The organism is Leifsonia sp. NPDC014704 (assembly GCF_043083605.1).
Classification (GTDB): domain Bacteria; phylum Actinomycetota; class Actinomycetes; order Actinomycetales; family Microbacteriaceae; genus Leifsonia.
In genome coordinates this window covers 1,145,600-1,163,552 of record NZ_JBIBYW010000001.1, presented here as the reverse complement: position 1 = coordinate 1,163,552, position 17,953 = coordinate 1,145,600, and the positions used below count along the sequence as shown (strand labels likewise).

The window sequence follows — 17,953 nt, the reverse complement described above, 5'->3', positions numbered from 1 at the left end:
GGACGAAACCCGTTGGTAACGGATTCACAACGAAATGCCGGGAACCGCGGGATAGTCTGGAGGTCTATGAACAGGATCGCCGTTGTCCCTGGATCGTTCGACCCGGTTACCCTCGGGCACCTCGATGTGATCGAGCGTGCAGCCGGTCTGTGGGACGAGGTCCACGTCGTGGTGGTCCACAATCCGGACAAGTCGGCGCTGCTGCCCATCGCGCAGCGGGTGGCTCTGCTGGAGCGGTCGATCGAGGATGCCGGCATCGTCGGCAACATCGTCATCGCCTCCTGGTCCATGGGCCTGCTCGTGGACTACTGCACCGATGTCGGCGCTCACGTGCTGGTGAAGGGCATCCGCTCGCAGGTGGATGTGGCGTACGAGACGCCGATGGCCATCGTGAACCGCCACCTGGCCGACGTCGAGACCGTCTTCCTGCTGCCGAACCCGGCGAACGCCCACGTCTCCAGTTCGCTGGTGCGCCAGGTGTCCGCGCTCGGCGGCGACGTGAGCCCGTACGTGCCGCCGGCCGTGCACGAATACCTCCAAGACACCTAGCCGGGGGAGTCATGAACAGTTACGCGACGCGCCAGCCCACCGAATCCTCCGTCGCGCCCGAGGAGGAGCCGGGGGATGCCACCCGCATGGACCTCGACGAGCTGAGGCGCGCCGCGGAACAGATCACCGCCAACGTGGAGTCCGTCATCGACGGCAAGCACGAGGCCGTGCAGACCGCGCTGGTGGTGCTGCTGGCCGAGGGGCATCTGCTGATCGAGGACGTCCCGGGCGTCGGCAAGACCATGCTGGCGAAGTCGCTGGCGAAGTCGGTCGACTGCACGGTCAGCCGCATCCAGTTCACGCCGGACCTCCTGCCGAGCGACGTCACCGGTGTCTCCGTCTACAACCAGGCGGAGCGCCGGTTCGAGTTCAAGCCGGGCGCGATCTTCGCGAACATCGTCATCGGCGACGAGATCAACCGGGCGAGCCCGAAGACGCAGTCCGCCCTCCTGGAGTGCATGGAGGAGCGCCAGGTCACGGTCGACGGCTCGACCTATCCACTCGCCGCCCCGTTCATCGTGGTCGCCACGCAGAACCCGGTCGAGATGGAGGGCACGTACGCCCTGCCGGAGGCGCAGCGCGACCGTTTCATGGCCCGGATCGCCATGGGGTACCCGGACGAGGGCTCGGAGCTCGCCATGTTGACGACACGCGACACGTCGAGTCCGCTGTCGCGCATCCGCCCGGTGGTCACCTCCGACGAGCTGCGCGCGATGATGGTGACGGCCCGGGCGGTGTTCGCCTCGACGCCGGTCAAGCAGTACGCGGTCGACCTGGTGCGGGCCACGCGCGAGGACCGCGACCTGCGGCTCGGCGCGAGCCCGCGCGCCACGCTCCAACTGATCCGCGCGGCGAAGGCGATGGCGGCTCTCGCCGGCCGCGACTTCGTCCTCCCCGACGATGTGGATGCACTGGCCGTGCCGGTGCTCGGCCACCGGCTCCTGCCGACCAGCCGGGCGCTCGGACACCACCACGAGAGCGCCCCGGTGATCGCCGACATCGTCCGGCGGATCGTCGCGTCGACGCCGGTGCCGGTCGGTTCCGGCTCGTCCGTCGGCTCAGGCGCATCGGGCGCCACGGGACGCTGACATGCCCCCGGGCGGCCGTTCCTCCTCGCCGCTGAAGCGGCCGCGCCCGACCGCCCGCGGCTGGACGCTCGGCGCCGTGGGTGTGCTGGCGCTCGTCGCGTCCGCCGTCTTCGGGCGCACGGACGTGCTGTTCGTCGGCGTGTTCCTGACCGTGCTGCCCCTGGCGGCCATGATCTCGGTGACCGTGGACCGTCCGCGCCTGACCGTCACCCGCAGCTTCCACCCCGACGTCGTCGCGGTGGGGGAGAAGGCCACGATCGTCACGACCGCGCGCAATCAGGCGCCGCGTCCGAGCCCGGCCGCGCGCTGGCGTGAATCGGCTCCTGCGGCGGTCGGCGTGCAGGATTCCGCGCCGTTCCCGAGGCTCGGCGCGCACCAGGCCGATAGCGTGCTCGGCCGCGACACGGTCGTGCTCCGACAGGACGTCGTGCCGCAGCGCCGGGGCGCGCATCCCATCGGCCCGCTGGTGGTGAGCCGCACGGACCCGTTCGGGATCGCCTACGCCGAGTACGCGATCGGGCAGCCACGCCAGCTGCTGGTCACGCCCCGCGTCGTCCCGCTGTCGCGCGGCGAGCTGGATGTCGCCCACAGCGAGGGCACGGAGCACGAGCTGCTGCGCCACAGCATCCCGAGCGCCGATGAGTTGATCGCCCGGGAGTACCGGCCGGGCGACCCTCTGCGGCGCGTGCACTGGCGGGCCACCGCCCGGCACGACCAGCTGATGGTGCGGCAGGAGGAGCAGCGCAGCAACCCCGAGGCGTGGATGCTGATGGACACGCGTCCGCTGCCCGCCCACGCCGAGGCGGCGGCTGACGAGTTCGAGACGCTGGTGGACCTGGTCGCATCCATCGGCGTGCACCTGCTGGACGAGGGATTCGCGGTGAGCGTCGTCGAGACGGGGGACCGCCAGCTATCGGGGCGGAGCGGTGCCGGACGCACGGGCACGATGGGGGCGACGACGGCGACCTACGACGTCGGGAGCGCCGACCGCATGCTGTTGGCCGACCTGGCGGCGGTCGAGACCAGCGTCACGGCCAGGGACGACGCCGTCGCCGAGCTCGGTGCGGGTCTGCGGAGGGCCGGGCGCCCGGTCCCGGTGTTCGCCGTGCTGGCCGGCTCGCCGCCCGCGGAGCTCGGCGCACTCGCAGCGCTCCGGTCGATGGGCGACCCCGCCGTCGCATTCGTCGGCGCCTCCCTGCCGGCCGAGACGGCCGAAGTGCTCGCCGACGCCGGATGGCTCTGCGTGACTTTCGCCGCGGGAGACGACCCCGCGCAGTGCTGGCAGCGCGCCCTGCGGAGACAGCGGGCGGGGGTGGTGGCGCGTGGCGACTGAGTCCGTCGCGTTCCCCGTCGCTCGCGTCGGCGTGCGGCGCCGGGTCGGCTATTGGCGCATCACTGGCGCTCTCGTGCTGCAGGTGGTGGCGCTGAGCTACGCGCTCTCCGGGCTCATCCAGGGCTTCGGCTGGTGGTTCGCGCTCGTGGCGACCGCCTCGCTGGTGCTCGTCACCGGCGCGGGGCTCCGCAGCCTCGGCGTCCCGAAGGGCGTCGTGCCCGTGCTGCTGCTGGTGGAGTCCGCGGCGATCATGACGGCGGCGTTCGGCCGGGGGTCGGGCCTGCTCGGCGTCATCCCCACGCCGACGACCGTGACGAACTGGCTGCAGTACCTCCAGCAGGCGATGCTGTCCATCTATCAGCAGGGCACTCCGGCGGAGGCGCTCCCCGAGTTCCTGTTCCTCGTCGTCGGCGGCGGATGCCTGCTCGCGCTCATTCTCGACACGTTCGCGGTGGCTATCCGGACGCCGGCGTTCACCGCCGTGGGCATCGCCGCGGTGCTCGTCGTGCCGGGCGCGCTGCTCGGCGACGGGCTCGACCCCCTGGCCCTGGCCGCATCGGCGGCGGCGTACCTGTGGCTGCTGCGCTGCGACGTGCGCAGCAGGCGCCCGGGCACACCGCGCCCGGGAGCCGCGTTGTCGGTCGGCGCCTCGGCGGTGACCATCGCGGTCGTCCTCGCCGGGACGGCGCCGGGCTTCGACCAGGGTGGTGCGACGTCCTTCACCGCCGGGGGAATCTCCATCGGCGGTACGGTCACGCCGCTCGTCGACCTCGGCAAGGACCTCCGCCGCCCTGCCGCGGTGCGCGCCCTCACCTACACGACGACGGCGGCGAACGGGCAGTACCTCAAGCTGGCCTCCCTCGACCAGTTCACCGGATCCGTGTGGAAGCATCGGGAGCGCGACACCAACCGGCTGAGCGACGGCGCCAAGATCGGACCGGTCGCCGGGCTCTCGGAGACGGTCAAGACGACGAAGATCACGACCACGGTCGCGATCGACAACATGACGAGCCGCTGGCTGCCGACTCCGGCGCCCGTCCAGTCCGTGAAGGGGTTGAGCGGGACCTGGTCGTGGGACCCGGACGACCTCACGATCGGCGGCATCAACTCGACGACGCAGGGGCAGAAGTACACCGCGACCAGCCTCCTGCTGCAGCCCACAGCCGATCAGCTGAAAGCGGCGGGCGGGTTCGTGCCGGTGGAGGTCCAGCGCGACCTCTTCCTGTCGCCCAACCTGCCGTCGATCATCGAGGATTCCGCGCTCACCGCGACGAAGGATGCGATCACCGAGTACGACAAGGCGGTCGCGCTGCAGGACTACTTCCGCGACAACAGCTTCGTGTACTCCACCCAGACTCCGCTCAAGCAGGGATACGACGGCGACGGCGCGCGGGTGATCGCGAAATTCCTCGAGACCAAGAGCGGGTACTGCGTGCACTTCGCCTCGGCGATGGCGCTGATGGCCCGCACCCTGGGCATCCCGTCGCGTGTCGCGGAGGGCTACCTGCCCGGCGCGACGAGCGGAGGGACGGCCACCAATCCGGGCGAGTACACGGTGACGAGCGACGACCTGCACGCCTGGCCCGAGTTGTACTTCGCCGGCGTGGGCTGGGTGCCGTTCGAGCCGACGGTCGGCCGAGGGACGGTCCCGGACTACACCCGGCCGCAGACCGACCCCGCCGCGGCGCCCCCGAGCTCTGCCGCCACCTCCAGTTCCGCACCGCGGGCGCTCGTGCCGACCGACCCCGCCAACCCGGCCGGATCGGCCACCTTCACCCCGACCTCGGGAGCCCAGCCGCTCGCGACCGGGATCGGCGTCGCCCTCCTCGTGGTCGGCGTCCTGCTCATCCCCGCGGTGTGGCGCAGGATGCGACGGCGCAGACGGCTGCGCGAGCTCAGCGACGAGTGGGGCGGTGCCTCCCTCGTCTGGGACGAGCTGCGCGACACCGTGCGCGACCTCGGCTGGACGGCACCGCCGACCGAGACGCCGCGCGTGTTCGCCGGTCGGGTCGCCGCGGCGGTGGGCGGAACGCCCGCGGAGGATGCGGTCTTCCGGCTGCTCGGCGAGCTCGAACGCGACGCCTACGGACCGCCGAGCCGTCGCTGGGCGGGCGGCCTCTCCGACGACCTCGAGTCCGTACTGTCCGCGCTGGAGGAGCAGGCCGGGCCGATGCTGCGGACGAAGGCACTGCTCATTCCTGTGTCCTTGCTGCCAGCGGGCTGGCCTTCCGCCGTCCGTCCCCGTGGAGCGGCGTAAAATAGTCGCTCGTGACCACCAAGAACTCGCCGTACACCGTCAATGTGTACGACCTCATCCGCCGCCCAGGCACGATGCGCGAACAGCGCATCACCATCCCTGTGGCGGAGAAACTCGGCGAGGGCCTGATCAGCGTCCCAGAGGGCGGGACCATCGATCTCGACCTCCGACTGGAGTCGATGCACGAGGGGATTCTCGCGACGGGCGACGCCCAGACGACGGCCATCGGCGTGTGCGGCCGGTGCCTGATCGACATCGAGCAGCCTGTCCAAGTCGATTTCCAAGAACTTTTCGCGTATTCTTCTGACGAAGCTTTCGATCATGAGGTTCACGACGACCACGTGGATCTTGAACCTCTGATCAGGGATGCGGTAGTGCTGGCACTGCCGTTCCAGCCGGTGTGCCGGCCGGACTGCCCGGGTCTCGACCCCGAGACCGGGGAGAGGCTGGCGGATGTACCGGACCGCGAGCCGTCGCAGATCATCGATCCGCGCTGGTCTGCGCTTGCGGCCTTCCAGGCTTCCGACACCGATGAACCCCGACCGAACACAGAGAAGAGATAGTCATGGCCGTCCCGAAGCGGAAGCAGTCGCGCGCCAACACCCACGCCCGTCGTTCGCAGTGGAAGGCTGAGGTCCCCACGCTCGTCAAGACGATCGAGAACGGCAAGGTCACCTACAGCCTCCCGCACCGCGCGAAGGTCGTCGAGGACTCTGCGGGCACCGCCCTCTTCCTCGAGTACAAGGGCCGCAAGGTCGCCGACGTCTGATCGTCGCTGACGATCGGTGAACGCTGTGGTCGGAGAGAATACTGACCGCACCGCACTTCTGGAGAAGCTCGGGGTCGACATCGACCCCGAGCTTCTCGAGCTTGCGCTGACCCATCGCTCGTACGCGTACGAGCACGGCGGCATCCCCAACAACGAGCGCCTCGAGTTCCTCGGCGACTCGATCCTGGGGCAGGCCGTGACGGTCAAGCTGTTCCGCGAGAATCCTCATCTCGATGAGGGCGAGCTCGCCAAGCGGCGTGCCAGTCTGGTGAGTTCTGTCGCGCTGGCCGAGGTCGCGCGCGGCATCGGGCTGGGGGAGTACCTCCGACTCGGACGCGGCGAGAACCAGAGCGGCGGCCGCGAGAAGGCGTCCATCCTCGCCGACACCGTCGAGGCGCTGATCGGCGCCACCTACCTGGATGCCGGAGGCGATGCCGCGACGGCGCTCGTGCTGCGGTTGATCGAGCCGCTGCTCGATGACCCGGACCGCTTCGGCGCCGCCATGGACCCGAAGACCAGCCTGCAGGAGGTCGCCGCCCACCGCGGCGCCGGACTGCCGGTCTACACGGTGACCAACTCCGGACCCGACCACTCCAAGACGTTCCACGCCACCGTCGAGGTGGGGGGTCTCGTCACGGCCACCGGCGAGGGCACGAGCAAGAAGCAGGCCGAGATGGCCGCTGCGCTGAGCGCGTGGACGGAACTGACGAGACGACGTGCCCGAGCTTCCCGAGGTTGAGGTCGTCCGCGCGGGTCTTGCACCCGCGGTCACCGGCGCGACCATCCTCGGCGTGGAGGTCTTCGAGCCGCGGTCGCTGAAGCGCCACGATCCGGTTGCCGGCGCTTTCGAGACGCTGCTCACCGGACGGGTGATGGAGCAGCCGGTCCGGCGCGGCAAGTTCCTGTGGATCCCTCTCGCCGGCGTCCCGCGACGCGCCATCGTGGCCCACCTCGGGATGAGCGGCCAGATCCTTCTGCGCGAGCCCGGGACCGACGAGGCAGGACTGCTCCGCATCCGGCTGCACGTCGAACATCCTCTGCACGGCGAGCTGTGGGTGCACTTCGTCGACCAGCGGATCTTCGGTTCGATGGCGGTCGACTCCCTCGTCGCCACGGCGGACGGCGCGCCGGGTGGTCTGGGCACCGATGAGGCGCTCGTGCCGACGCAGGTGACCCACATCGCCCGCGACCCGCTCGATCCCGCCTTCGACGACGCCGGTTTCGCCGCTGCGCTCGCCCGCAAGAACACGGGCATCAAACGCGCGCTGCTCGATCAGACGCTGGTCAGCGGCATCGGCAACATCTACGCGGACGAGGCGCTGTGGGCCGCGCGCATCCACTACGCCCAGCCGGCGAACTCGCTCAGTCGCGCGAAGGTGCGGACGCTGCTCGCGGAGGTGCGCCACGTGCTCGAGAAGGCCCTCGCCGAGGGCGGCACCAGCTTCGATGCCCAGTACGTCAACGTGAACGGCGCTTCGGGGTACTTCTCGCACAGCCTCAACGCCTACGGCCGTCAGGGTCAGCCGTGCCCGCGCTGCGGCACGCTGATCGTGCGCGAGCAGTTCATGAACCGCGGCTCCCACTTCTGCCCGCACTGCCAGCGGCTGCGGCGGTCCCCGTCCATGCCTGCTGCCGCGACCTGACCGCCGGAGCCCCCGCTCCGATCCCTCCGTCGAAGCGGAAACCGGAGGTGTTTCCGCGCGACGCGCCGAGACGGCATGGAGAACGGAGGTAACCGGCGCCCGTTCGCCCGTGAACGCCTCCGTTCGCGCAGGGCCGCCGATCAGCCGAGGGTCTTCTGCCAGTGCCCGGTGAGCGCGTGGGGCCGGAAGCCGAAAGCGCGGTTGATGGCCAGCATCGGGTCGTTCTCGTCGGCGTTCCAGGTGAGGATGCGGCGGATGTGCGGAGCGCGCCGGCCGAGTTCCTGGATGTTCCGCAGCTTCACGGCGGTGCCGAGCCGGTGACCGCGGTGCGCGCGTGCCACGAGTGTGTCGTACTGCTCGGCCTTCGTGCCGTCGGCCGGGACCGCGAGCTCGGTGTACGCCGCGATCTCGCCGGTCGCCACGTGGACCGCGGCGGTCACGAGCAGCGGCTCACCGCGGGCGACGAGTGTGCGCTCCTGCGACCGCACCCGCTCGCCGTCCCAGTCCTCCGGGTCGACGGCGATGCCGCTCTGCGGGATGTCAGTCGACATCCGGGCCTTCATCGCTGCGAATCGCTCCAGCAGGTCGTCCGGGGCGGCCCCCCACCACGACACGAGGCGGAAGCCGTTCAGCGTCATGGTGAGTCCGGCCTCGCGCTCCGGCGGGAGCGGCAGGTGCAGCTCGCTCGACCGCTCGATCTGACCCAGCTGGAACCCGTGGCGCAGGGCGAAGCGCACATCCCGTGACGTCGCGGGCAGGCCGGCCGCGCCCGCGGGCGCTCGCACGAAACGGTCGGCTCCCTCCAGAGTGCGGACGGGGTGCTCCGTGTACGTCGAGATGATCCGGCGGCCGCCTTCCGCGGCGAGCTCCTCGCCCTTCTCGAGCAGCGCAGAGCCGATTCCTCGGCCGCGGAGCGCAGGGACGACATCGACCAGCAGCGACACGGTCTCCGAGTCCTCATCCAGCGGGAAGATCGCCTCGACACGGCCGACGATCGCGCCCTCCTCGATCGCCACGAAGACGATCCGCTCGACGTAGTCCTGCTCCCGGTACGCGGCCAGTGCCTGCTCGGCGGTCTCGACGAAGTCGTCGTCGCCCCACAGATCGACGACGATGCCATTGAGGATACCCACCAGCTCCTCGAACGCGGCCGAATCGGAGGTGCCGAGTTCGTCGGGGATCTCCAGCCGGGTCACACGCATCCGATCGGACACCTCCTCGAGCCGTTCAACGCCGAAGGATCAGCCTACCCAGGCCCGCGGCGCGGTGTGAAGGATCCCGCACGGTTTGGTTTCGATCGTGTAAATCTGCGTTCCGATCGTGGTTGCAAAACGTTGCGAGCCCTGTATTCTCAGCACACATATTCGTGGCACGAACCGGCGAAAACGGCGAGTTCGTGACGGATTAACGTCGAGAGGCAGAAGATGCTACGGAAGAAAGTCACCATCGGTGCGGCTGTTGCAGCGTCAGTCGCACTGTTCCTCGCGGGATGTGCGAACCAGCCGTCCACGGGAGGATCCACCAACGGCAACTCGTCGAAGGTCGACATCCCGGCGATCACGTCGGTCGATGTCCCCAAGGACGCAGTGCTCCCCGCGGGCGACGGAAAGGCCACCTGTCCTGCTGGCCTGACCATCGGCTACGTGGGTGCGGAGACGGGCCCGAACGCCCAGCTCGGTATCAACATCTACAACGGCATTCAGTTGGCCATCGACCAGCACAACCAGGCCAACAAGGGATGCCAGGTCGGCTTCAAGAAGTTCGACACCGAGGGCGACCCGAACAAGGCCACCGGCCCGGTCACCCAGGCCGTGAACGAGTCGGACATCGTCGGCGTCGTCGGCCTCCCGTTCTCGGGTGAGTCGAAGGCCACCGGCAACATCTTCGAGCAGCAGGGCCTCGTCCACATCACGCCGTCGGCCACCAACCCGGGCCTGACGCAGAACGGGTGGAAGACCTTCTTCCGCGGCCTCGGCAACGACGCCGTGCAGGGTCCCGCCGCCGCCAAGTTCCTCACGGACAAGCTGGAGGCCAAGAAGGTCTACCTGGTCCAGGACGACTCCGACTACGGCATCGGCCTGGGCACCCAGACCTCGAAGGCACTCGGCGACGCGCTCGTCGGCACCGACAAGGTGACCACCGGCCAGAAGGACTTCTCCGCGGTGATCTCCAAGATCATCAACGCGAAGCCCGACGCGGTCTACTACGCCGGCTACTATGCGGAGGGTGCTCCGTTCGACCAGCAGCTGGTCAACAAGGGCTACAAGGGCACGTTCGTGGCCCCGGACGGTGTGAAGGACGACCAGTTCATCAAGCTGGCCGGTGACGCCTCCGGCAACGCGTACTTCACCTGCCCCTGCATCCCGGGCGAGCTGATCCCCGACTTCGAGTCCGCCTACAAGAAGCTCGCGAGCGCCGAGCCGGGCACCTACTCGATCGAGGGATACGACGCGGCCACCGTCCTCCTCGCCGGCATCGACAAGGGCAAGACGACCCGCGCCGACCTGCTGTCGTGGGTCAAGGACTACGACGCCGACGGCCTGAGCAAGCACTACAAGTGGGACTCCACCGGTGAGCTCCAGGCGCCGGCCGTCTACGGCTACAAGGTCGAGAACGGCAAGATCGTGCCGATCGGCACCATCGGCTGAGGCGACACCTGAAGGGTGCCGCGGGACACGACGGCCCGCGGCACCCTCGTTTTTCGACTACGCTCGCTTTGCTCGCCGGATCGACGGAGATCCGGCACTGAACCCTGGATGCTCGAATGCTCGAAACCCTCCTCCTTCATCCCGCCCTCGACAGCTCCTGGATCAATTTCGACGTCAACGCACTGGTCCAGAATTTCTGGAGCGCAACGTTCGACGGGCTCACCTTCGGCGCGGTCTACGGTCTCATCGCCGTCGGCTACACGCTGGTCTACGGTGTGCTGAACCTGATCAACTTCGCCCACTCCGAGGTCTTCATCGTCGGCGCCTACGGCGTCGTCGTGACCCTCACGACGCTCGGTTTCGGTCCGAGCGCGCCGAATCTGAGCGCCGGCGCCATCATCGGGGACCTCATCCTGGCGCTCATCGTCGGCGTGCTGGCCTCGGCCGTCACGGCATGGCTCCTGGAACGCGTCGCTTACCGGCCGCTGCGAAAACGCAACGCCCCACGCCTGGTGTTCCTCATCACGGCCATCGGCGCCTCGTTCGCGATCCAGTACGGGATCTTCCTGATCCGTGGCGCGAACGCCGAGCCTTCGGTGACCATGTTCATCCCGCAGCCCATCTTCGATGTGTTCGGGACGATCGTGAACAGCCAGCAGCTGATCATCGTCATCGCGTCGGTGATCCTCATGATCGCGACCGACTGGTTCATCCGGCGCACTCGCACCGGCCGCGGCATCCGCGCGGTCGCGCAGGACCCGGACACCGCGACGCTGATGGGCGTCAACAAGGAGCGGATCATCCAGATCACCTTCATCACCGGCGGTATCCTCGCCGGCGCCGCGGCGCTGTTCTACGTGATGCTGGTCCCCTCCGGCGTGATCTACAACGGCGGCTTCATCCTCGGCGTCAAGGCGTTCGCGGCGGCTGTCCTCGGCGGCATCGGCAACGTCCGCGGCGCGCTGCTCGGCGGTCTGCTGCTGGGCGTCATCGGCAACTACGGGCAGATCCTGCTCGGTGACTCGCAGTGGACGGACGTCGTGGCCTTCGTGGTCCTCGTCCTGGTGCTGCTCATCAAGCCGAGCGGCATTCTCGGCACCTCGCTTGGAAGGAGCCGCGCATGAGCATGTCAGAAGGACCCAGGGTCCTGCCCGATGCTCGCGAAGAGCAGGCCGTCGACGCTCTCGAAGCGTCCCGCGGCAAGCGCAGCACCGGCCCGTTCGGTCAGCTCCGCGACCGCTGGAACAACCTGCCGCGCGCTGTGCAGTGGGCGTGGCTTCTCATCGTCGTCGCGCTCGCGTACGCCCTGCCGTACCTGAACTTCTTCCCGCTCTCGACGGCCCCCGGCAACGACTGGGCGCTGGCCTGCTTCTCGATGGCGGTCTACGCGCTCATCGCGATCGGCCTGAACGTCGTGGTCGGTTATGCCGGCCTGCTCGACCTCGGCTACGTCGCGTTCTTCGCGGTCGGGTCCTACACGGCAGCGATGCTGACCAGCCCCGATTCGCCGTTCGTGAAGATCCCGTACCTCTGGACGATCCCGGTCGCCATCGCGGTGACCATGACGTTCGGCATCATCCTCGGCGTCCCGACGCTCCGCCTCCGCGGCGACTACCTGGCGATCGTGACGCTCGGCTTCGGTGAGATCGTCCGCATCCTCGCCACGATCATTCCGGCGATGAAGGGTCAGGTCGGCTTCCAGAACGTCGGCCACCCGCCCGGGGAGAACGCCGACGGCATCCCGATATTCTCCAACTCCAACGGCGTGCCGTGGTACTGGCTGACGATCACCGTCATCATCGTGATCCTGCTGCTGGTCGGCAACCTGGAGCGCAGCCGCGTCGGCCGCGCCTGGGTCGCGATCCGCGAGGACGAGGACGCGGCGGAGATCATGGGCGTCCCGACCTTCAAGTACAAGGTGTGGGCGTTCGCGATCGGCGCCGGCGTCGGCGGCCTCTCGGGTGCGCTGTTCGCCGGGCAGGTCGGCTTCGTGAACAACCAGAAGTTCGACGTGCAGACCTCGATCCTGTTCCTGGCGGCGGTCGTCCTCGGCGGCGCCGGCAACAAGGTCGGCGCCATGCTCGGTGGTGCGATCGTGGCGTACATCCCGCTGCGGTTCACCGTCATCGCCGACTACAAGTACCTGATCTTCGGCATCGCGCTCGTGCTCATCATGATCTTCCGCTCGCAGGGACTGTTCCCGGCGCGGCAGAAGCTGCTCGCCTACGGCAGACACGCGTACCGCCGGGTGGCGGACGCCGCGAAGGGTCGCCCCGGCCCGCGGACCGGGGCCACTCCGGCGGTCGACAGCGGAGCACTGGATGCCGATGGCAGCGCGAAGGGAGGCGCACGATGACGGACGCACGGAATACGGCTCCGGAGGAGGAGCCGGCCCTCGGCGTGAACGAGGACGAGCTGGAGGCCGCGGGCATCGACCTGGAGGTCGCCGAGGCCGCAGCGCCCGACCGCGAAATCGCGGTCGAGGTGGGCGAGAACATCGTCGAGGTGCGCAACCTGACGGTAAAGTTCGGCGGCCTCACCGCTCTCGACGATGTCACCTTCGACATCCGCCGCGGCGAGATCCTCGGTCTCATCGGCCCGAACGGCGCAGGTAAGACGACCTGCTTCAACGCCATGACGGGCGTCTACAAGCCGACCAGCGGCGACGTGCTGCTGGAGGGCCAGACGATCAAGGGGCGCAAGCAGCATCAGATCACCCGCCTCGGCCTGTCCCGGACGTTCCAGAACATCCGGCTGTTCGGTGAGATGACGGCGCTGGAGAACGTCGTGGTCGGCCTGGACGCGCGGCACCGCACGTCGGTTCCCGGCGCGCTGCTCCGCCTGCCGCGGCACACGCGCGAGGAGAAGTCGTCGATCGAGCGCGGCATGGCCCTGCTCGAGTTCGTCGGCATCGCCGACCAGGCGGGCTCGCTGTCCCGGTCGCTGCCGTACGGCTACCAGCGCCGGCTGGAGATCGCCCGCGCGCTCGCGACCGACCCGAAGGTGCTGTGCCTCGACGAGCCGGCCGCCGGCTTCAACCCGGCGGAGAAGGAGGAGCTCATGGAGCTCATCCGCACCATCCGGGCCGACGGGTACACCGTTCTGCTGATCGAACACGACATGAAGCTGGTCATGGGAGTGACCGACCGTATCGTCGTGCTGGAATTCGGACGCAAGATCGCCGACGACACTCCGGAGGCCATCCGGAACGACCCGCGCGTGATCGCCGCCTACCTCGGGGAGCCCGAAGATGACGTTGCTTGAGCTGAAGAACATCAGTGTTTCGTACGGCCGTATCGAGGCCATCCACGACATGTCCTTCTCCGTGGAGGAGGGCGAGATCGTCAGCCTGATCGGTGCGAACGGCGCCGGCAAGTCGACGACCATGAAGACGATCTCGGGCATCCTGAACCCGTCGAAGGGGTCCATCCTCTTCGACGGCGAGGACATCACCAAGATGAAGGCGCACATCCGCGTCGTCCGGGGCATCTCGCAGGCGCCGGAGGGCCGGGGAATCTTCCCGGGCATGACGGTCATGGAGAACCTCGACATGGGCGCGTTCGGGCGCAAGGACCGCTCCAAGATGGGCGAGGACTTCGACCGGGTGTTCGCGCTGTTCCCGCGACTCGCCGAGCGGAAGACGCAGGTGGGCGGCACGATGTCGGGCGGCGAGCAGCAGATGCTCGCCATCGGACGCGCGCTGATGTCGAACCCGCGGCTCCTGCTGCTGGACGAGCCGTCGATGGGTCTCGCGCCGCAGTTCATCCGGCAGATCTTCTCGATCGTGACGGAGATCAACAAGCAGGGCACGACGGTCCTGCTGGTGGAGCAGAACGCCAACCAGGCGCTGGCCCGCGCGAATCGCGGCTTCGTGCTGGAGACCGGCGTGATCACCCGCGCGGGCACCGGCAAGGAGCTCCTCGCCGACCCCGCCATCAAGGAGGCCTACCTGGGCGTCGCCTGACCCCGCCTCCCACCCACCGTCGAGTACGCGAAAACTGCACGCCGTCCACCCGGATGGTGTGCAGTTTTCGTGTACTCGGCAGGGGAGTAGTGCGGCGCTCCGGCGCGGCGGCGGCGTGAACGTCCGGTAAATTCGCCTGCGTGTACTTGAAGAGTCTGACGCTCAAGGGCTTCAAGTCGTTCGCGCAGCCGACGACGTTCGCCTTCGAGCCGGGCGTCACCTGCGTCGTCGGCCCCAACGGGTCCGGCAAGTCGAACGTGGTCGACGCGCTCGCCTGGGTGATGGGCGAGCAGGGCGCCAAGACGCTTCGCGGCGGCAAGATGGAGGACGTCATCTTCGCCGGCACGGCGACGCGCGGTCCGCTCGGCCGCGCCGAGGTGCAGCTCACCATCGACAACGCCGACGGCGCGCTGCCGATCGAGTACTCCGAGGTGACCATCTCGCGCACGCTGTTCCGCAACGGCGGCAGCGAGTACGCGATCAACGGGCAGTCGTGCCGGCTGCTGGATGTGCAGGAGCTGCTGAGCGACTCCGGTCTCGGCCGCGAGATGCACGTGATCGTCGGCCAGGGTCAGCTCGACGCCGTGCTGCACGCCAGCCCCGAGGACCGCCGCGGCTTCATCGAGGAGGCGGCCGGCATCCTGAAGCACCGCCGCCGCAAGGAGAAGACCCTCCGCAAGCTCGAGGCGATGCAGACCAACCTGACCCGCCTGAGCGACCTGGCCGGCGAGGTGCGCCGACAGCTGAAGCCGCTGGGGCACCAGGCGGAGATCGCACGCGAGGCGCAGTCCATCGCCGCCATTGTGCGGGATGCGCGAGCGCGGCTGCTCGCCGACGAGGTCGTCACGTTGCGCCGCACCCTCGACGACCACGGCCGCACCGAGTCGGAGCGCCACAGCGAGCAGATCGTGCTGCAGGAGCAGCTGGAGCAGAAGCAGCTGCGCCGCACGCGCCTGGAGCAGGCGCTGGTGGGGGACGCGGTGGATGCGGCCCGCAGCACCGCCTTCGCCCTGGTGTCCGTGCAGGAGCGCCTGCGCGGGCTGTTCACCCTCGCCAACCAGCGGGTCGCGCTGCTCGGCACCCAGGGCGACGCGCCGGACGCGAACCCGAGCGTGACCCCGCAGAACGTGCAGGACGCCCGCGACGAGGTCGAGCGCCTGCGCGGCGTCGTCGTCGACGCCGAGGCCGCCTGGACGGCGGCGCAGGCGGCGACGCGCAGCGCCCGGTCGCGCCTGGACGCGGTCGACGAGGAGATCGCTGCGCAGAGCGCTCTGGTCTCACGCCACGACCTGGAGATCTCGAAGCTCAACGGCCAGGCCGATGCCGCCGCACAGCGTCTCGCCGCGGTGCGCGGCGAGGTGCTTCGTCAGCAGAACGCGCTGGATGCCGCGACCGAGCGCCGCGAGCGCGCCCGCGCCGAGTTCGCCGCCCGGGAGGCCGAAGCCGCGACCGCGGACGTCGGAGAGGGCGACCTCGACGAGGCGTACGAGCTGGCGCAGGCGACGGTGTTCGAGGCGGAGGGCGAGATCGAGCGGCTGCGCGAGGAGCTGCACACCCTGGAGCGCGAGCGGGACGCCCTCGCCGCCCGGGTCAGCGCCCTCTCGCTCGCGCTGGACCAGAAGGACGGATCGTCGGCTCTCGTCGCCGCGCGCCTGCCCGGCGTGCGCGGGCTGGTGGCCGAGCACATCCGCGTCCATCCCGGGTACGAGGCCGCCATCGCCGCGGCTCTCGGCACCCTCGCCGATGCGGTGCTCGCCGACGATCGGGATGCTGCCGTCGCCGCGGTGACGCACGCGGCCGCCGACGACCTCGGCCGGGTCGAGGTCGTCATCGCCGACGCGCCCGCCGCCGACGTCGACCTCGGCGGCGTCGCCGGCGTCGTCCCGGCCACCAGTGTGGTGGATGCCCCCGACGGCGTCCGCGGCATCCTCGCGTTCACGGCCATCGCCGACGACCTGGACTCCGCGCGGCGTGCCTTCGAGGCGTTCGGCGGCCGGGGGACCGGCGGCCCGATCACGATCATCACCACGACCGGCGACGTCCTCACCGAGCACGTGCTGCGGGGCGGCTCGGGCGCGAAGCAGAGCCGCATCGAACTCATCGCCGACCGTGACGCCGCCCAGGAGCGGCTCACCGAGGTCACCTCGCTGATCGACCGGGCGAAGTTCGCCCTCGCTGAGCAGCGCGGCGTGCTGCAGGTCGCCAAAGAGCAGTCGCAGGCCGCGCTCGCGACCCTGCGGGAGTTCGACGCGAAGCTCGCGGCGCAGACGGAGCAGGTCAACCGGCTCAAGGTCCAGCTGGAGGCCTCCCAGGCCGAGTTCGACCGCCTCAGCCGGGCGCTCGAGCAGGCGGGCGAGCGGGTCGCCGAGGCCGAGCAGGCAGCGGAGAAGGCGAAGGCGGAGCTGGAGGCCGCGCGGTCGCGTCCGCGCCCCATCCTCGACGTCAGCGCCCGCGACGCCCTCTCCACCGAGTTGGATGCGGCCCGCGAAGCCGAGGTCGAGGCGCGCCTGGCGGTCGAGACCGCCAAGGAGCGCGTCCGCGCCGAGCAGGCCCGCGGGGAAGCGCTCGTCCGGCGGATGGAGGCCGAGCGTGCCGCCGCCGAGGAGGCCGCCCGGCGCGCGGTCATCCGCCGTCGCCAGCTGGACGCGGCCCAGAGCGTCATCGGCGCCCTCCCAGCCGTCCTGGCCTCCGTCGACCGGTCCGTCGCCCAGGCGCGGCTGGAGCTCGCCACCGCGGAGGCCGAGCGCGCGAGCCGCAACGAGGAGCTCGCGACGCTTCGTCGCGACGAGAACGCGGTGCGGGAGCGCCTGCAGGCCATCACGGAGTCGGTGCACGGCCTGGAACTCCAGATCTACGAGAAGAAGCTGCACCTGTCGAGCCTGCTGGAGCGGGCGGGCAGCGAGCTGGGCCTTGTCGAGGACGTGCTGGTCGCCGAGTACGGGCCGGAGGTGCCGGTGCCGGTCGACCGCGCGCGCGACGAGGAACGCGAGCCCGTCGCCGAGGTCGAGACCGTCCCGTTCTCGCGCGAGCAGCAGCAGAAGCGGCTGGCCGCGGCGGAGCGCAAGCTGTCGCAGCTGGGCCGCGTCAACCCGCTCGCGCTCGAGGAGTTCGCCGCGCTCGAGCAGCGCCACAAGTTCCTCACCGAGCAGCTGACCGACCTCACGAACACCCGCAAGGACCTTTTGACGATCATCGAGGACATCGACGAGCGGATGCAGACCATCTTCGAGTCCGCGTTCGCCGACACGGAAGAGGCCTTCACGAAGGTCTTCCCGATCCTCTTCCCGGGCGGCCAGGGCAGCATCAGCCTGACGAATCCGGACGATCTGCTGACGACCGGCATCGAGGTCTCGGTGAAGCCCGCAGGCAAGAAGATCGAGCGGCTCTCGCTGCTCTCCGGCGGCGAGCGATCGCTGGCGGCGGTCGCGCTGCTGATCGCGATCTTCAAGGCGCGGCCGAGCCCGTTCTACATCATGGACGAGGTGGAGGCGGCGCTCGACGACGCCAACCTCGGCCGCCTGCTCACGATCTTCGAAGACCTCCGCGAGAGCAGCCAGCTGATCGTCATCACGCACCAGAAGCGCACCATGGAGATCGCGGACGCCCTGTACGGCGTCTCGATGCGCCAGGACGGCGTCTCGGCGGTCGTGGGGCAGCGCGTGGCGCAGGAGAAGGCGAGCTAGGAGGCGCGCAGGCGGCGAG

Annotated in this window: 15 protein-coding genes; 14 read left to right on the top strand and 1 reads right to left on the bottom strand. The window is 69.5% G+C overall.

What is annotated here, in order from left to right; genetic code table 11:
- The first annotated feature begins 66 nt into the window (after positions 1-66).
- The 8 genes from coaD to mutM are packed head-to-tail and all read left to right on the top strand — an operon-like array spanning position 67 to position 7,639.
- Positions 67-549, top strand: coding sequence for a pantetheine-phosphate adenylyltransferase (coaD, locus tag ACF1AJ_RS05685; RefSeq protein ID WP_391506475.1), 483 nt, complete (start codon positions 67-69; stop codon positions 547-549).
- A gap of 11 nt (positions 550-560) precedes the next feature.
- Positions 561-1,637 (top strand): AAA family ATPase, encoded by a 1,077-nt coding sequence (locus tag ACF1AJ_RS05680; protein WP_391506474.1) that lies wholly within the window; start codon positions 561-563, stop codon positions 1,635-1,637.
- A gap of 1 nt (position 1,638) precedes the next feature.
- Positions 1,639-2,970 (top strand): DUF58 domain-containing protein, encoded by a 1,332-nt coding sequence (locus ACF1AJ_RS05675; RefSeq protein ID WP_391506473.1) that lies wholly within the window; start codon positions 1,639-1,641, stop codon positions 2,968-2,970.
- Entirely contained in the window at positions 2,960-5,227 is a 2,268-nt protein-coding gene (locus ACF1AJ_RS05670; RefSeq protein ID WP_391506472.1) for a transglutaminaseTgpA domain-containing protein, read from the top strand. Before ACF1AJ_RS05675 ends, ACF1AJ_RS05670 begins: the two co-directional genes overlap by 11 nt.
- Before the next feature lie 11 nt (positions 5,228-5,238).
- Positions 5,239-5,790 carry a YceD family protein gene (locus tag ACF1AJ_RS05665; RefSeq protein ID WP_391506471.1) on the top strand — a complete coding sequence of 184 codons (552 nt, stop codon included), beginning with the start codon at positions 5,239-5,241 and terminating at the stop codon, positions 5,788-5,790.
- 2 nt (positions 5,791-5,792) lie between these two features.
- Positions 5,793-5,996 (top strand): 50S ribosomal protein L32, encoded by a 204-nt coding sequence (rpmF, locus tag ACF1AJ_RS05660; RefSeq protein WP_018190667.1) that lies wholly within the window; start codon positions 5,793-5,795, stop codon positions 5,994-5,996.
- Between the two features lie 25 nt (positions 5,997-6,021).
- A complete protein-coding gene (gene rnc, locus ACF1AJ_RS05655; protein ID WP_309858765.1) occupies positions 6,022-6,735 on the top strand; it encodes a ribonuclease III in 714 nt (237 codons plus the stop codon).
- Positions 6,713-7,639 (top strand): bifunctional DNA-formamidopyrimidine glycosylase/DNA-(apurinic or apyrimidinic site) lyase, encoded by a 927-nt coding sequence (mutM, locus tag ACF1AJ_RS05650; RefSeq protein WP_391506470.1) that lies wholly within the window; start codon positions 6,713-6,715, stop codon positions 7,637-7,639. The genes rnc and mutM overlap by 23 nt, the downstream gene beginning before the upstream one ends.
- Positions 7,640-7,779: 140 nt before the next feature.
- Here the strand turns inward: mutM and ACF1AJ_RS05645 are convergent, their stop codons facing one another.
- Positions 7,780-8,841, bottom strand: coding sequence for a GNAT family N-acetyltransferase (locus ACF1AJ_RS05645; protein ID WP_391506469.1), 1,062 nt, complete (start codon positions 8,839-8,841; stop codon positions 7,780-7,782).
- Between the two features lie 222 nt (positions 8,842-9,063).
- Between ACF1AJ_RS05645 and ACF1AJ_RS05640 the strand changes: the two genes are divergently transcribed.
- The 6 genes from ACF1AJ_RS05640 to smc all read left to right on the top strand — a co-directional run bounded on the left by ACF1AJ_RS05640 (position 9,064) and on the right by smc (position 17,934).
- A complete protein-coding gene (locus ACF1AJ_RS05640) occupies positions 9,064-10,287 on the top strand; it encodes a branched-chain amino acid ABC transporter substrate-binding protein (RefSeq protein WP_391506468.1) in 1,224 nt (407 codons plus the stop codon).
- 116 nt (positions 10,288-10,403) lie between these two features.
- Positions 10,404-11,411 (top strand): branched-chain amino acid ABC transporter permease, encoded by a 1,008-nt coding sequence (locus ACF1AJ_RS05635; protein ID WP_309858779.1) that lies wholly within the window; start codon positions 10,404-10,406, stop codon positions 11,409-11,411.
- Positions 11,408-12,643 (top strand): branched-chain amino acid ABC transporter permease, encoded by a 1,236-nt coding sequence (locus ACF1AJ_RS05630; protein WP_391506467.1) that lies wholly within the window; start codon positions 11,408-11,410, stop codon positions 12,641-12,643. The genes ACF1AJ_RS05635 and ACF1AJ_RS05630 overlap by 4 nt, the downstream gene beginning before the upstream one ends.
- Complete coding sequence (locus ACF1AJ_RS05625) at positions 12,640-13,551, top strand: ABC transporter ATP-binding protein (protein ID WP_391506466.1); 912 nt, start codon at positions 12,640-12,642, stop codon at positions 13,549-13,551. The genes ACF1AJ_RS05630 and ACF1AJ_RS05625 overlap by 4 nt, the downstream gene beginning before the upstream one ends.
- Positions 13,544-14,251 carry an ABC transporter ATP-binding protein gene (locus ACF1AJ_RS05620; protein ID WP_391507443.1) on the top strand — a complete coding sequence of 236 codons (708 nt, stop codon included), beginning with the start codon at positions 13,544-13,546 and terminating at the stop codon, positions 14,249-14,251. Before ACF1AJ_RS05625 ends, ACF1AJ_RS05620 begins: the two co-directional genes overlap by 8 nt.
- Before the next feature lie 140 nt (positions 14,252-14,391).
- Positions 14,392-17,934 (top strand): chromosome segregation protein SMC, encoded by a 3,543-nt coding sequence (gene smc / locus ACF1AJ_RS05615; RefSeq protein ID WP_391506465.1) that lies wholly within the window; start codon positions 14,392-14,394, stop codon positions 17,932-17,934.
- Positions 17,935-17,953: the final 19 nt, after the last annotated feature.

Coding starts and splice junctions, on each gene's coding strand:
- ACF1AJ_RS05635 (WP_309858779.1), top strand. CDS start 10,404: ATGCTCGAAACCCTCCTCCTTCATCCCGCCCTCGACAGCTCCTGGATC.
- ACF1AJ_RS05630 (WP_391506467.1), top strand. CDS start 11,408: ATGAGCATGTCAGAAGGACCCAGGGTCCTGCCCGATGCTCGCGAAGAG.
- rpmF (WP_018190667.1), top strand. CDS start 5,793: ATGGCCGTCCCGAAGCGGAAGCAGTCGCGCGCCAACACCCACGCCCGT.
- ACF1AJ_RS05675 (WP_391506473.1), top strand. CDS start 1,639: ATGCCCCCGGGCGGCCGTTCCTCCTCGCCGCTGAAGCGGCCGCGCCCG.
- coaD (WP_391506475.1), top strand. CDS start 67: ATGAACAGGATCGCCGTTGTCCCTGGATCGTTCGACCCGGTTACCCTC.
- ACF1AJ_RS05625 (WP_391506466.1), top strand. CDS start 12,640: ATGACGGACGCACGGAATACGGCTCCGGAGGAGGAGCCGGCCCTCGGC.
- ACF1AJ_RS05645 (WP_391506469.1), bottom strand. CDS start 8,841: ATGCGTGTGACCCGGCTGGAGATCCCCGACGAACTCGGCACCTCCGAT.
- ACF1AJ_RS05680 (WP_391506474.1), top strand. CDS start 561: ATGAACAGTTACGCGACGCGCCAGCCCACCGAATCCTCCGTCGCGCCC.
- ACF1AJ_RS05640 (WP_391506468.1), top strand. CDS start 9,064: ATGCTACGGAAGAAAGTCACCATCGGTGCGGCTGTTGCAGCGTCAGTC.